Annotated in this window: 13 protein-coding genes; 8 read left to right on the forward strand and 5 right to left on the reverse strand. The window is 66.8% G+C overall.

Going from position 1 to position 13,403, the window contains the following annotated elements; genetic code table 11:
- Nucleotides 1-26: 26 nt before the first annotated feature.
- From ABDW49_RS20830 to ABDW49_RS20840, 3 genes are all read right to left on the reverse strand, one after another.
- Nucleotides 27-1,535 carry a S53 family peptidase gene (locus ABDW49_RS20830; RefSeq protein ID WP_343614876.1) on the reverse strand — a complete coding sequence of 503 codons (1,509 nt, stop codon included), beginning with the start codon at nucleotides 1,533-1,535 and terminating at the stop codon, nucleotides 27-29.
- A 268-nt stretch (nucleotides 1,536-1,803) separates the two neighbouring features.
- The gene (locus tag ABDW49_RS20835) at nucleotides 1,804-3,159 is read right to left on the reverse strand and encodes an aminotransferase class V-fold PLP-dependent enzyme (protein ID WP_343614877.1); all 1,356 of its coding nucleotides are present in this window, start codon (nucleotides 3,157-3,159) and stop codon (nucleotides 1,804-1,806) included.
- A 53-nt stretch (nucleotides 3,160-3,212) separates the two neighbouring features.
- Nucleotides 3,213-3,677: a helix-turn-helix domain-containing protein gene (locus tag ABDW49_RS20840; protein WP_343614878.1), complete on the reverse strand. Its 465-nt coding sequence runs from the start codon at nucleotides 3,675-3,677 to the stop codon at nucleotides 3,213-3,215.
- Between the two features lie 151 nt (nucleotides 3,678-3,828).
- On the opposite strand from ABDW49_RS20840, the gene ABDW49_RS20845 reads away from it, so the two are divergent.
- Nucleotides 3,829-4,212 carry a nuclear transport factor 2 family protein gene (locus tag ABDW49_RS20845; RefSeq protein WP_343614880.1) on the forward strand — a complete coding sequence of 128 codons (384 nt, stop codon included), beginning with the start codon at nucleotides 3,829-3,831 and terminating at the stop codon, nucleotides 4,210-4,212.
- Between the two features lie 4 nt (nucleotides 4,213-4,216).
- Nucleotides 4,217-5,383 (forward strand): MFS transporter, encoded by a 1,167-nt coding sequence (locus ABDW49_RS20850; RefSeq protein ID WP_343614881.1) that lies wholly within the window; start codon nucleotides 4,217-4,219, stop codon nucleotides 5,381-5,383.
- A 9-nt stretch (nucleotides 5,384-5,392) separates the two neighbouring features.
- Here the strand turns inward: ABDW49_RS20850 and ABDW49_RS20855 are convergent, their stop codons facing one another.
- Nucleotides 5,393-5,929, reverse strand: coding sequence for an AAA family ATPase (locus ABDW49_RS20855; protein ID WP_343614882.1), 537 nt, complete (start codon nucleotides 5,927-5,929; stop codon nucleotides 5,393-5,395).
- A gap of 149 nt (nucleotides 5,930-6,078) precedes the next feature.
- Between ABDW49_RS20855 and ABDW49_RS20860 the strand changes: the two genes are divergently transcribed.
- From ABDW49_RS20860 to ABDW49_RS20885, 6 genes are all read left to right on the forward strand, one after another.
- Nucleotides 6,079-7,158: an LLM class flavin-dependent oxidoreductase gene (locus tag ABDW49_RS20860; protein ID WP_343614883.1), complete on the forward strand. Its 1,080-nt coding sequence runs from the start codon at nucleotides 6,079-6,081 to the stop codon at nucleotides 7,156-7,158.
- Between the two features lie 81 nt (nucleotides 7,159-7,239).
- Nucleotides 7,240-7,854 carry a hypothetical protein gene (locus tag ABDW49_RS20865; protein WP_343614885.1) on the forward strand — a complete coding sequence of 205 codons (615 nt, stop codon included), beginning with the start codon at nucleotides 7,240-7,242 and terminating at the stop codon, nucleotides 7,852-7,854.
- Nucleotides 7,855-7,878: 24 nt separating this feature from the next.
- Entirely contained in the window at nucleotides 7,879-8,289 is a 411-nt protein-coding gene (locus tag ABDW49_RS20870) for a DUF6152 family protein (RefSeq protein ID WP_343614887.1), read from the forward strand.
- Between the two features lie 3 nt (nucleotides 8,290-8,292).
- On the forward strand, nucleotides 8,293-8,787 hold the full coding sequence (locus ABDW49_RS20875; protein ID WP_343614889.1) for a DUF6644 family protein: 495 nt from the start codon (nucleotides 8,293-8,295) through the stop codon (nucleotides 8,785-8,787).
- Between the two features lie 11 nt (nucleotides 8,788-8,798).
- A complete protein-coding gene (locus ABDW49_RS20880; protein WP_343614891.1) occupies nucleotides 8,799-9,266 on the forward strand; it encodes a DUF6644 family protein in 468 nt (155 codons plus the stop codon).
- Between the two features lie 27 nt (nucleotides 9,267-9,293).
- Nucleotides 9,294-10,187, forward strand: coding sequence for a hypothetical protein (locus tag ABDW49_RS20885; RefSeq protein WP_343614893.1), 894 nt, complete (start codon nucleotides 9,294-9,296; stop codon nucleotides 10,185-10,187).
- A gap of 183 nt (nucleotides 10,188-10,370) precedes the next feature.
- Here ABDW49_RS20885 and ABDW49_RS20890 read toward each other — a convergent pair whose 3' ends face one another.
- Nucleotides 10,371-13,391, reverse strand: coding sequence for an amidohydrolase family protein (locus ABDW49_RS20890; protein ID WP_343614895.1), 3,021 nt, complete (start codon nucleotides 13,389-13,391; stop codon nucleotides 10,371-10,373).
- Between the last annotated feature and the right edge of the window lie 12 nt (nucleotides 13,392-13,403).

The raw sequence follows: 13,403 nt of genomic DNA on the forward strand, positions 1-13,403 counted from the left end.
GATGTGACAGTTATGTTATGGCGTTTTTATGACAGCAATGTCTTCAATTTAGCGCCATCGGGTGAGCCCAGACCGGTGCAGGCATCCCAGCCCTTGGCAGCCTCGAAACCGATGTCGCCCGATTTGTTGTTGCCGCTGACGATATCGCGCAGCGCCGCAGGATCGCCGTAAAGCTGGGCATGGATCTGGCCCAGCGGCGCCTTGCGCCCGGCATTGAGCCCCGCCACGATCCCCGCCCACAAAGGCGCCACCGCGCTGGTGCCGCCGATGATCCCGGTCTGCCCATCGGTGATGATGCGATAGCCGCTGTCGGGATCGGCATCGCCCGCAACATCGGGCACGCCGCGCCCGCCGCTTTTGTCGCTGGTGGCAGGAACACCCGCCTTGGCCTGATAGTCAGGCAGGGCGAACAGTGTGCTGACGCCGCCGCCCGTGCCGCCGCCATTGCTGTTCCACACGGTTTCATCGCTGATCGTATCCGTCGATGCGGTGATCTTTGTGCCCCCACAGCCCAGCACAAAGGGATCGGAGGCGGGGTAATCGACATGGGCCTTGCCATCACTCACCCCATCGGTGGCGAGGCCATCGCCCGATGCGGCGCAGACCGTCACGCCCAGTTGCGCGGCATCCTTGAAGGCCTGTCCCATCGCCGCGATGGCCTGCTGGGTCCAGCCGCTCTCCGCCGAGCCCCAACTGATGGACAGCACGCTGGGCCCGTTGTCCTGATCGTGCACCGCCTGTGTGATGGCATCGACAAAACCCTGATCGGTGTTGGGCGCGAAATAGACCGCGAGCTTCGCCCCCGGCGCCACCCCGCCCGCCACCTGAATATCGAGCGCCACCTCGCCATTGGCGCCGCTGCTGTCGGAAGGATCGTTGCTTGCCCCATCCACGCCCACCGCCACGATGGGCGGGACCGCCAGCGCCATGGCCTTGAAAGCGGCCTGATTGTCCGCGTCAGTATAGCCGCCGCCCAGCTCGATGATGCCGATGCACTGGCCCGAGGCGTCCACCCCGCTGAAGCCATAAAGCCCGGCCACATCCGTCGGTAAAAAGCCAGCAGGCGGCGTCGGCCCCTTGTGTGGTACGAACTTGGGCGTGGCGATGGGCCGCGTGTCGAGGCCCAGCACAGCGGTGATGCGGTCGGCCAGATGGGAGGGCACATGCAGCGCGCCATGGCGGCCCCGGCAGGTCTGGCCATGGCCTTCATAGTGGTGAAGCTGCGTCCCAAAGGCCTGCTCCACGGCGGAGGCGGGGCCGGTCAGGCGGATCAGGCGGCGTTCGGGGCAGCATTCGGCCACGGTCAGACCCTGGGCTTTCGCGAAAGCTTCGATCGCGGCGATATCATCGGCATGTTCGGTGCTGCGCGCGGCATGCAGGGCGGCGCGGTCGGTGGCGCCCTCCGTCGCCTTGTCGGCGGGGCGGAGATAGAGGCTGACGGCGATGGGCTCATCAGCGGGCACGCGCCCGGTGGCGCGCATATCCCTGGGCGCATCGCGATGGCTTCCGGCGAGGGGCTGGGTCTGCTCGGCCATGGTTTTCCTCCTGATTCGATGCAGCGAAGAGTCGTGGTCCTCCGGCCATGTCCCTTAAGTTTGAAAGGGATAGGCGGAGCATCGGTCGATGGCGCAACCTGCCTTGCCCGCCGGGAAAACCCAACCGGGATCAGCCCTGCACAGGGTGAAACGCCTCAGCGCAAAGCCCGGATGAGGGCAGGCGGCCCTGCCGACCGGCGCGCGATCACGCGACTCCGAGTCGTCAGGGCTCCTTGTCCCGCATCACCGCCCTGTAGGACAGCCTCGTTCAGGCCCGCGCCGCCTTCAGGAGTTCCTCGGCCAGGCGCGCGACATCCTCACGCGCGGTGCGCCAGGAGGACAGGCTGAGGCGAAAGGCCGGGCGCCCCTGCCAGACCGTGTTGCCGAACCAGCCTGCGCCCGTGGCCAGCACCGTTTCGCGTACGCGGGCCGTCTCGGCATCGCTGCCGCAGCGCACCAGCACCTGATTGAGCACCACCCGGTTCAGCACCTCCAGCCCGCCTGCGCGTAACTGGTCAGCCAGCCATGATGCCTGATCGCAATGCTGATCGACCAGCGCGGCCACACCCTCGCGGCCCAGGGTGCGCAGCGCCGCCCAGATCGGAATGCCGCGCGCACGGCGCGAAAATTCCAGAGTCAGGTTCTTTTGTGCGTCCCTTGCGCTGGTGGCATAGACCGCATCGGCATTCATCGCCTGAGCCAGCGCATCGGCATCGCGGCAGATGGTGACGGCGCCGTCATAGGGCGTGTTCAGCCATTTATGGCCATCGGTGGTCCAACTGTCGGCCTCTTCCACGCCGCTGGTCAGCGCATGGCGCGAGGAGGCGCGGGCCCACAGGCCAAAGGCGCCATCGACATGCACCCAGGCGCCTGCCTTGCGCGCCGCGGCAATCAGCGGGACGAAGGGATCGAATTCGCCGGTGTTCACCTCACCCGCCTGCAGGCATAGAATGGTGCGATCATCGAGCGGTGGCAGGCGGTCGGGATCGATCCGGCCCTGCGCATCGACCGGCGCGACGATCAGCCGCGCCATGCCGAAGCCCAGCAGGCGCAGCGCCTTTTTCACCGTGATATGCACCGTTTCGGAGATCACAACCTTGATCTCGGGCGCGCCGATCAGCCCGTCGCGGTCGAAATCCCAGCCCGCCCGCGCCAGCAGCGACCGTCGCGCCGCGGACAGGGCGCTGAGCGTGCAGGCCGTGGCACTGGTGCCAAAGCCCACGGCGCTTTCGCGCGGCAGGTCAAGGATGTCGAGCAGCCAGCCCGCCGCGATTTTCTCGACCGTCGCGGCGACAGGCGAATTGTCGAAGGAGGAGGCGCATTGGTCCCAGGCCAGCATCAGCCGCTCGGCCGCAGCGGCGGAGGGCAGCGCTGCGCCGATGACAAAACCGAAATAGCGTGGCCCGTTGGAGGCCGTGGTCGCTGGCGAGCCGTAGATGTCGAGCAGGCGGAGCGTTTCCTCCGCATCGCGCCCTTGGGCGGGCAGATCTTCGGCAAAGGCGCCAAGGCCCGCCAGAGCGGCGGCATCGGGATAGGGCGGGCGCTGGTCGATGCCCTCCAGATAGGTTTGAGCGAGCGCGTCCGCCTGCGCGATCAGGGCGCGTTCCGATGCGATCCGGGTCATAGGGGCTCCAGCCAGAGGATGATTCGTGTTTTAATATGAAACCATGAGGCGTTTCAGGCAAGCGGCTCTGCTGTGTCGAGCGCCACCACCAGCGTATCCTCGGCCCGCAGCAGGCGGCCGTCATGGGCATGCAGCTCAAGGCGGCGGACCGGCTGGCGATCGGCGCGGTCGATCAGCCGGACATGCTTTTCGCTGGAATCGAAGAAGAAATCCTCACCCCACTGGCGCAGGGCGACGATCACCGGGAACAGGCCTCTGCCTTTTTCGGTCAGCACATAGTCCTGATAGGCACTGCCGTCGGAGGCGGGCACGGTCTCCATGATGCCGCGCTCGATCAGCGTGCGCAGGCGGGCGGAGAGCATGTTCTTGGCGATGCCGAGGCTGGCGAGAAAATCGCTGAAGCGGCTCACACCATCGAGGGCATCGCGCACGATCATCAGCGACCACCAATCGCCAACCGCATCAATCGAGCGCCCAACCGGGCATGGCGATGCCGCCAGACTGCGCCGTTTGGCCATGATCACATTCTCCTTCGGCAGATCGGCGGATGGCATCATCCGCATAATCTGGTTGCAAGATAGAACAAGAAAGTTAGATGTCAATTTGTTGCAATTTGAAACAAGATTCGCACCGACTCCCAGCCCTGTGCGCAATCCAAAGGAGATGGCAATGCCCAACCCTGTTCAGGAATTCCTCGCCCGCCTTGCTGCGGGCGATCTGCCCGCTGCCCTCGATCTCGTGGCGCCGGATGCGGTTTTCGCGCCCGAAGGGCCTGCCGACCTCCCCATCTATGGCCATTTCGCGGGCAGAGAGGGCGCCGCGCGCCTGTTCCGCACGCTGGGCGACCTGTTCGACACTGAAAGCTTCGAAATCTTCACATGGGCCGAAACAGGCGACACGGTCTTCGCCCATGGCGCCATGCGCCACCGCGTGCGGCAATCGGGCGCCACCGTGGAAAGTGGCTTCGCGCTGGTGGTGACCCTTGCCGCGGGCAAGATCGCCCATTGGCGCATTTTTGAGAACACCGCCGCCTTTCAGGCCGCGCTGGGCTAACGCCATGCGCGCACCCCTGTCTCGCGGCGTGACGCTGCTCTTTGCCGTGGCCTGCGGGCTGGCGGTGGCGAATGCCTATTACGCCCAGCCGCTGCTCGACACGATGGCCGCGCAATTCGGCATCTCCCGCGCGGCCATCGGGCTGGTCATCACCATCACCCAGATCGGCTATGGCCTGGGGCTGCTGCTGCTGGTGCCCTTGGGCGACAGGCTGAACCGGCGGCGGCTGATCCTGGGCCAGTCGCTGCTGTCCATCGTCGCGCTGCTGGGCGTGGCGCTGGCGCCCAATGGCATGGTGCTGTTGATCGCCATGGGCTGTGTCGGCCTGCTGGCGGTGGTGACGCAGATTCTGGTGGCCTATGCCGCCACGCTCGCCCGCCCCGAGGAAAGCGGCGCGGTGGTCGGCACGGTCACCAGCGGCATCATCATCGGCATTCTGCTGGCGCGCACCGTTTCGGGCACATTGGCGGATCTGTTTGGCTGGCGTTCGGTCTATCTCGCCTCGGCGGCGGCGACGCTGATGGTGGTGATCGCGCTGGCCCGCGTGCTCCCATCCGGTGAGGCGCGCGGTTCTGCCATCCCCTATCCCCGTCTGATCGCCTCGCTGTTCACCCTGCTGCGCGAGGAGCCGCTGCTGCGCCGCCGGGCCTTTCTCGCCTTGCTGATCTTCGCGGCCATGACCCTGCTCTGGACCCCCATGGTGCTGCCGCTGAGCGCCCCCCCTTTTTCGCTCTCGCACACGCAGGTCGGGCTGTTCGGGCTGGCCGGGGCGATGGGCGCGGTGGGGGCATCGAGCGCGGGCAGGCTCGCCGACCGGGGCCATGCGCAGAAGGTGACCGGCGCGGCGTTGCTGACCATGCTGCTGTCGTGGCTGGCGGTGGCATTGCTGCCGGTCTCGCTATGGGGGCTGATTGTCGGCGTCATCACCATGGATTTCGGGCTTCAGGCCGCCCATGTCGCCAATCAGAGCCTCATCTATCGCCTGAGGCCAGAGGCGCGCAGCCGCCTGGCCGCCGCCTATATGATCTTCTATTCGATCGGCTCGGCCATGGGGTCGATGCTCTCGACCATCCTCTATGCGGGCTTTGGCTGGAGCGGCGTTTGCACGGCAGGGGCGCTTGTCAGCACCCTCGCGCTGGCCTTTTGGTGGGCCACCCGGCACGATGGGTAAAGCGCCCCGTCACGCGATATGCGAGAGCACGAAATCGACCCGCTCCGCAACCGATGCGAGCGGCAGCCGGATCAGCTCATAGCCCAGTTCGGCATAGACCTCGGTCATCGCGCGACAGGTGGCCTCGGCCTCTTCGGGTGACTGTTTGCGCTCGGCATCCTGCTGGAAGATGGCGGGGCAGTGCGGGGCGAGGAACACTTGTCTGGCATAGCGCAGGCTTTCCGCCGCCCGCATCGCCGCGCTGGGGACAGGCAGGCCGCAAAGGCGCAGATAGCCGACCACATCGGGAATGCCGCGATCGAACAGGACAGGGCCAGGGATGGCGGCAGCCTCGCGCCATGACCGCATGTCCGATGCGAGCATCAGCCCGGCAAAGGCTTCGCGATCGGCCCAGGGCAAGGCTGTGCCGCCGAGGCTCACTTGATCGCGGATGATGGCGCGCCCTGCTTCGGGCCTATGCGGTATGCCCCTTGCGGCCAGCGCCTCGATCAGCGTGCTTTTGCCGGAGCCGGGCCCGCCTGTGATGATGTGAAAGCGTTCCGTCATAAGGCTGTTTTTCCAGACCTGTCCCGCCGTGGTCAATGTCCGCCAGCGGGATGGGGAAGTTGGGCTTTGCGCCTATCAATCCATATTCTCTAGTAAATTGATTGGGTTTAACTAGAATAGGGTCCATCCCTCTGCGAGGTTCCATCGGCATGACCCCCGACTATCTCTGGTACATTCCCAATCAGGCGATCGCCGGCCATCGCGGCGATACCGTCAGCGCGGACCATAACAGCCTGGACACGCTGACCCGGCAGGCATGGGCGCTGGAACGCCATGGCTGGACGGGCGCCCTGCTGGGGGCGGGTTGGGGGCGGCCCGATACCTTCACCGTCGCCACCGCGCTGGCCGCCCGCACCACCAGTTTCGAGCCGCTGATCGCCATCCGCCCCGGCTATTGGCGCCCGGCCAATTTCGCTGCGGCGGCGGCCACGCTCGATCATCTGAGCGAGGGCCGGGTGCGGGTCAACATCGTCTCGGGGCAGGATGATCTGGCGGCCTATGGCGACAGTGAGGGCGATCAGGCCCAGCGCTATGCCCGCACCAAGGAGTTCATGCGGCTGGTCCGCCGCCTGTGGAGCGAGGAGCATGTGACCCATGACGGGGAGCATTTTCACGTCACCGGCTCGACGGTTTTGCCGCGTATCGAAACCCGTCAGGGCCGCCCGCACCCACCGCTCTATTTCGGAGGCGCCTCGCCCGCCGCCGAGCGGGTCGCCGCGACCGAGGCCGATGTCCAGCTCTTCTGGGGCGAGCCGCTGGCGGACATTGCGGAACGCATCGACCGCCTCAAAACCCTGAGCGCCACGCTGGACCGCGATCTGCCGCCTTTGCGCTTTGGCCTGCGGATCACCACGCTGGTGCGCGACACCACCGAGCAGGCCTGGGCCGCCGCCGAGGCCAGGGTGGCGCAGATGGCGCGCGAGGCCGGGGAGGATCAGGATCATCGCCGCTTTGCCGCGGTCGGCCAACAGCGGCTGCTCGGGCTGCAGCAGCGCGGCGAGGTGCTGGACGACAATCTCTACACCACGCCCGGCAAGTTTGGCGGCGGCGGCGCGGCGACGACCTGGCTGGTGGGGTCGGCGCAGGATGTGGCGCGCTCGCTGCTCAACTATCAGGCTCTGGGCATCAGCCATTTCGTGCTGTCCGACACGCCCTATCTGCAGGAGATCGAACGGCAGGGGCAAAGCTTGCTGCCCCTGCTGCGACAGGCCAGTCTGGTCCTGTTCTAGGCGCGCGGATGCCCCTAACCTCGGCCCATATTTGCAGAGTTCAATTGTCTGGAGATCAATATCCCATAAAAGCGATGGGATATGACTTCTTCCACCTTCTTCCCCCGCATTCTCGCCTCGGCGACGGTCGTTCTGGCGCTGGCCGTCAGCGCTGGCGTGTGGCTGCAGCCCTTGCGCGCCGCCACCCCGGCCCCAGCCAGCATCCAGCAGACCATGCTGACCAAAATCGATCCGGCCTCCGACGCGCTCTGGGCCTCGGTCGGTACGGTCGAGACCGCGCAAGGCACCACCCATCGCGCGCCGCGCAGCGCGGCAGGCTGGCAAAAGGTGAGTGCTCTGGCCGAGACGCTGGTGGCGGGGGCACGCCATCTGCAGCGGCCGGGCCTGCCGGTGGGCGCCACCGCCCATAGCCGTCTGGCCGACGCCGACACCCCCGGCACCCGCACCGCGCCCCAGATCGCCGCCGACATTCGCGCCGACCCGGCCCGCTTCGCCCGCCATGCCAGAGCGCTGGAAGAGGCCGCGCTCTCCGCGCGCGCCGCCGCGCGGGCCCGCAATGCCGAAGGGCTGATCGCGGCGGGCGCGGCCATCGATGCCGCCTGCGAGGCCTGCCACGCGGCCTATTGGTATCCGCGCACGCCTCCGCTGGCCCTGCCCGATCCCGACCATTTCGGCGCCTCGGCGCGCCATCCCTGACCTGCCTGACCAAGGAGACATTCCATGAAACTCGCCTCTCTCGCGGCCTTGCCGCTAACCTTGCTGGCCGCCGCCCCGGCGCTGGCCCACCATTCCTTCTCCGCCGAATTTGACGGCAAGAAGCCGGTGCGGCTGGTCGGCAAGATCTCCAGGATCGAATGGACGAACCCGCATTCCTACTTCTACCTCGATGTGACCGGCCGCGACGGCAAGACCGCCACCTGGGCCTGCGAAAGCGGCGGCCCCGGCGCCCTGTCGCGTCGCGGCTGGAAGAAGGGCGATGTGAAGATCGGCGATACGCTGATCGTCGACGGCTATCTGGCCAAGGATGGCGCCAGACTGATCGACGCGCGCCGCCTGAAGCTGCCGGACGGGCGCCAGATCTATGGCGGCACCCCCGGCGACGGCGGCCCCGGCGACAATGCGAACGGCTGATCCATGACCCTGCTTGTCGACTTCTGCCAATGGCTGAACGATCTGCCGCCATCGCAGACGCTGGCCCAATCCGAATGGGCCTTTCCCATCGTCGAAAGCGTGCATGTGCTGGCGCTGGGGCTGGTGGCGGGCACGGTGGCGCTGGTCGATCTGCGGGTGCTCGGGCTGGCGCTGGGCGAAATCCGCCTGACCGCCATCGCCCGGCGCCTGCTGCCGCTGACATGGGGCGGCTTTGCGGTGATGGCGCTGTCGGGCGGGGCGCTCTTTGCCTCCGAAGCGGTCAAGCTGTCGCATAATCCGCTGTTCCAGCTCAAGCTGGTGCTGCTGCTGCTGGCCGGTCTCAACGCCTGGATCTTCCATGCCACCGTCTATCGCCGGGTTGCGGTCTGGGAGCAGGCGGCGGTCGCCCCGGCTCAGGCGCGTGTTGCGGCGATCACCTCGCTGGCGACATGGACCGCCATCATCATCGCCGGGCGCTTCATCGCCTATGTGCATTGAGGGATACCCACGTGCTTGAGAACCTATTCCGCTGGCTGGGCGCGACGCCGGTGGGGCTTTACATGCGCGATTCCGACTGGGGCTTCGCCTCGGTCGAGACGGTTCATCTGCTGGGGCTGACGGCTCTGGGCGGCGTGGTGGTGGTGGCCAATCTGGCGGGCGCGGGGGTGATCCTGCGCCAGTCCAGCCCGGCGGCGGTGCAGCGCGGGCTGCGCGGCTTTGGCGCGGGGGCGCTGGTGGCGCTGATCGTTTCGGGCGTGCTGCTCGTCTCCTCCAAGCCCATCCGCTATTATCTGGACGGCACCTTCCGCATCAAGATGCTGCTGCTGGTGCTGGCCATCGCCTCCTCCATCGCCCTTTACCGCGCCTTTTCCGCAAGTGCCGAGACGCCTTCACCGGCGCTGCGCGGCGCCGCGCTCATCTCGCTGGCGCTGTGGCTGTCGGTGGGGGTGGCCGGGCGCATCATCGGCTTTCTGTGACATTTCGAAAGGGGGATTTCCGAAGCTATGAAACATCTTCTCCTGCTGGCGCTGGCCGGTTCCGCTCTTGCCACCCCGGCCATGGCGCAGGGCGACGGCGGGCGTGAACACGTCCAGCTTGCCGCCGCCGATGCCGCCGCGCGCGATCCGCATCGCCCGGTGCCGCGCGATCAGGCGGGGCATCCCGACCTCACCGGTTTCTGGAAGCCGATCCGCGACAAGACCAAGCCGGGCGGCAACATCGGCAAGGATCTGCCCGGCTTCAAGCTGCCGCTCACGCCCGAGGGCGAGGCCGCCTTGCAGCACAATCTCACCAAGACCATCGATCCGGAGGCGCTCTGCGTGCTGGGCGGCATTCCCCGCCACGATGCCTCCGGCCTGCCGTTCGAGGTGCTGCAGACGCCGGCGCGGCTCGCCTTTCTCTACCTCTATTCCACCCATCGCTTCATCCCGACCGATGGTCGCCAGCGCGAGCCTGTCGAGGATCTGGAGCCGCGCTTCTTCGGCAATCCCGTCGGCACCTGGGAGGGGGACACGCTGGTCATCGATTCCATCGGCTTCAAGGGCGAGAAGATCTGGATCGATGAAAACGGCAATCCGGCCAGCGACAGGATGCACACCGTCGAGAAATGGACCCGGCCCGATGCCGACCATATCCATCTGGAACTGACCGTCGACGATCCCAAATTCTACACCCATCCCTTCCCCTTCAGCCGCACCTGGGTGCTGGGCGCGCCGGGCGAGGGGCTGAGCGAATATTCCTGCGCGGAGAACAACATCGACGCCGCCCATATCGGGCCGGGGCCGGGCGGGGTGGGTGCCGATGGCAATCGTGGATCGGACATTCCCGACAAGCTGCCCGACAACCCTCCGGGGCCGGAGTTCTATGACCAGCAGGCCGGGAAGGGCGGCAAGAAGTGAGCAAAACGGGAAGGGCGGTGATGATCCGCCCTCCCCGATCAGCATGGCGTCAGAGCGCATGTTCAGCGCGGCACCGGCCCATTTCCCCACCCGGACACCCAACGGTAGTATTCTATGGGTGGCCGGGTGGGGGGAGTGGGCCGGTGCAGCAAATCCGGCCTCGCCGGATTTCCAAACAGACTCTCAGGGCTTGCGCGCGGCCTTGGCCAGCAGCTCCTCGACCGTATAGGGGCGGCCATTGGCGACCACCTGCCTCACCCGGATGGTGGCCGCGATATCCTTGCGCGGATCGCCCTCGACCAGCACAATATCGGCCAGCTTGCCCGGCTCCAGCATTCCGGCGTCGAGGTTCAGCGCCTTTGCGGCATTGACGGTGGCGGTCTGCAAGGCCTGAAACGGGGTGAAGCCGCCATCGACATAAGAGGCGATCTCCGCATGCAGATTGGGCGCGATCATCGTATCCGTGCCCGCCACCACCAGCGTTCCGGCATCATACAGCGCCTTCAGCGTGGCCAGTTGCCCCTTTTGCGCCAGGGTCAATGCGGCGGGTAGCGCTTCGCCTTCGGTGACGGTTTTCTGCGCCCATGCGGGGTAGAAGGTCAGGCGCGGGTCCTTGCGCTCTTCGGGATGGCGCTCGAGAAAATTGTTGAGTGCGCCGAAGTTGGTCGGGGTCAGCGTGCGCCCGCTGCGGCCGAAAAGCTGGATCACATCCTCGTAACCGCGCCCCTGCGGGCCCTGCTTGGGTGAGAAGCCCCGGCGGCTGGTGGCGCCCAGATGCTCGGTGTTGTCGACGCCGGTGTAGGCGGCGGGGAAGATTTCATGCGTGGCCACCGGCACGCCCATCTCATGCGCGGCCTCGACCAGTCGGCGCTGCTGCAGATCGGGCATGCGGACATAGCTCTTGACCAGATCGTAATGCAGCGCCCGCGCGCGATCCAGCTCACGCTCCAGATGCGCCGGGCCGCTGACCGCCACGCCCATGCGATAGAACACCCGCCGCCATTCCAGCAGCGGTCCGGTGGTGTAGATGCGCGGGCCGATGCGCACGCCCGCCTCGCTGGCCTCGCGGTCTTCCACGCCGTCATAGGGCTGGTTGCCCGGATCGCGCACCGTGGTGATGCCATAGGACAGCCAGGCCAGATGCAGATTGGCGCCGAAATCCTTCTGCGAATGGGCGTGATGATCGACTAGCCCCGGAATGGCGGTGAGGCCCGGCGCCTCGATCACCTTCTCGGCCCCGGCATAGGATGCGGCATCATGGTTCTGCACCGCGGTGATGCGGTTGCCCTCGATCACGATGTCCTTGTCGGTCTGGGTCACGTCATGCACGGCATCGACCAGCTTGCCGACATGGATCACGATCTTGCCAGCCGGCTTGTCCAGCCGATAGGTGAAGTCCAGCGGCACCTCGCGGGTCGCCCCGGTGCCGACATTGACGATCTTGAGCTTGTCGGCCGCCTGATAAAGCAGGCTTTGGGAATCCCCGCTCCAGCTCGGATAGTATGAGATTTCAGCGCTGTAGCTGCGTGGCGGGCCCAGACGGCTGGCATCGCCCGCCACCGGCCAGACCTTCAGCAGCCCATCCTGAATGGCCGCCATTTTCTGCCCGTCAGGCGACCACACCGGCCCGCCGCCGCCGCGCGTGTCGAGCGAGGCGATGGGGTCGGCGTCGCGCCAGAAGGGTTTTCCTTTCCCGTCCGATGGCACGACCCAGATCTGGTTGCGCCCTTCGCGGAAGCTGGCGGAGAACGCCTTGGAGAGCGCGACCGCCACATAGCGGCCATCGCCGCTCCATGTCGGCTTGCCCGGCTGGGGCAGCGAGGGCTGCAGCCGCGTGACCACGCCGCTGGCCACATCCACCACCTCCAGCCCGGCGACGCCCCAGCGGCCATCGGTGCTCAGGAAAGCGATCTTGGTGCCATCGGGCGACCATGCCGAACCCAGCGGCTGATCGGTGATGTTGGTGAGCTGCCGGTCCTTGCCGCTGGCCAGATCGCGGACCCAGATCTGCACCAGACCGCCGCCCTTGTCCGACGTATAGGCCAGAGATTTGCCATCGGGCGACCATGCGGCATCGGCCTCCAGTGCGGCATCATGCGTCAGTTGCTCGGGCTTGCCGCCTTGCGAGGACACCACCCACAGATCACCCAGCGCGGCAAAGGCGATCCTCTGGCCATCGGGCGAGAGGACTGGATGGTCGATCCCCAGCACGCGGCGCGGCTGCGTCGAGGTGAAATCGCGTTTGGCGCGGATGTACTCGGGCTTCGTCGCCTCCAGACGGGCGGAGAAGGGCACGGTGGTCACCGTCGCGCCCTTGCGGCGGCGGATCAGCCCGTCCGAGATGTAATAGGCGCTGCCGCCCTGCCAACTGACGTGGAAAGGAAAGACATTCTCCTTGCCGCTGACCGCCTTGCCGTCGATCTCCAGATGGCTGCCCGTGCTATCGAGCGAGACATAGGCCAGCTCGCCCTTGGGGCCATAGGAGGGCGCGTCGTAATGGGCGCCGGTGGGGGCGGGGCGCAAGGGTGCGGCTTCGCCGCCCGAGGCCGCGACGGTGAAGATGCCGTTCTGCGCCCCTGCCGTGCCGGAAAACACGATGGTCTGGCCGTCAGCGCTCCATGTGGGGGCGCGGTCCTCGCGCGGGCCCTTGGTGATCTGGTGTGTGGCGCCGCTGGCGACATCCACCGCCCAGATGTCATAGCTGCCGTCGCGGTCGGAGGCGAAGGCGACGGTCTTCCCATCGGGCGACCAGGCCGGGTCGCGGTCGTCATCCTCGCCATGGGTGAGCTGGCGCGCATCGCTGCCATCGGGGCGCACGGTCCACAGATCGTAGTCGCCGTCGCGATAGGCGTAATAGGCCAGGCGCGAGCCATCGGGCGACCAGACGGGCAGATGGGCATCGTTGAAATAGTCGGTGATGCGTCTGGCCTCGCCGCCTTTGGCCGGGACGACCCACAGGCTGCCCTGCAGGTCGAAGGCCAGCCATTGCCCATCGGGGGAGACGGAGACGGAATAGGAGGTGCCCGCATGCACATCGAAGGCCTGCGTCTTGCCGACGCCGGGCGGCGACGGATTGGCGGGAGCGGCATGCGCGGCAAGGGGGGCAAAAGGGGCGGGAGCAAGGATGGTGCCCAGCGCCAGAGCCCATGTCGATACGGCGCGGATAGGTCCCATTCCAGCCTGTGTGCCCTTGCCAGCCTTCATACTCTTGTCTCC

The organism is Novosphingobium sp. (genome assembly GCF_039595395.1).
GTDB lineage: Bacteria > Pseudomonadota > Alphaproteobacteria > Sphingomonadales > Sphingomonadaceae > Novosphingobium.

Excerpts from the sequence above, each read along its gene's own strand:
- ABDW49_RS20830 (WP_343614876.1), bottom strand. The coding sequence starts at position 1,535 with ATGGCCGAGCAGACCCAGCCCCTCGCCGGAAGCCATCGCGATGCGCCC.
- ABDW49_RS20835 (WP_343614877.1), bottom strand. The coding sequence starts at position 3,159 with ATGACCCGGATCGCATCGGAACGCGCCCTGATCGCGCAGGCGGACGCG.
- ABDW49_RS20840 (WP_343614878.1), bottom strand. The coding sequence starts at position 3,677 with ATGGCCAAACGGCGCAGTCTGGCGGCATCGCCATGCCCGGTTGGGCGC.
- ABDW49_RS20845 (WP_343614880.1), top strand. The coding sequence starts at position 3,829 with ATGCCCAACCCTGTTCAGGAATTCCTCGCCCGCCTTGCTGCGGGCGAT.
- ABDW49_RS20850 (WP_343614881.1), top strand. The coding sequence starts at position 4,217 with ATGCGCGCACCCCTGTCTCGCGGCGTGACGCTGCTCTTTGCCGTGGCC.
- ABDW49_RS20855 (WP_343614882.1), bottom strand. The coding sequence starts at position 5,929 with ATGACGGAACGCTTTCACATCATCACAGGCGGGCCCGGCTCCGGCAAA.
- ABDW49_RS20860 (WP_343614883.1), top strand. The coding sequence starts at position 6,079 with ATGACCCCCGACTATCTCTGGTACATTCCCAATCAGGCGATCGCCGGC.
- ABDW49_RS20865 (WP_343614885.1), top strand. The coding sequence starts at position 7,240 with ATGACTTCTTCCACCTTCTTCCCCCGCATTCTCGCCTCGGCGACGGTC.
- ABDW49_RS20870 (WP_343614887.1), top strand. The coding sequence starts at position 7,879 with ATGAAACTCGCCTCTCTCGCGGCCTTGCCGCTAACCTTGCTGGCCGCC.
- ABDW49_RS20875 (WP_343614889.1), top strand. The coding sequence starts at position 8,293 with ATGACCCTGCTTGTCGACTTCTGCCAATGGCTGAACGATCTGCCGCCA.
- ABDW49_RS20885 (WP_343614893.1), top strand. The coding sequence starts at position 9,294 with ATGAAACATCTTCTCCTGCTGGCGCTGGCCGGTTCCGCTCTTGCCACC.
- ABDW49_RS20890 (WP_343614895.1), bottom strand. The coding sequence starts at position 13,391 with ATGAAGGCTGGCAAGGGCACACAGGCTGGAATGGGACCTATCCGCGCC.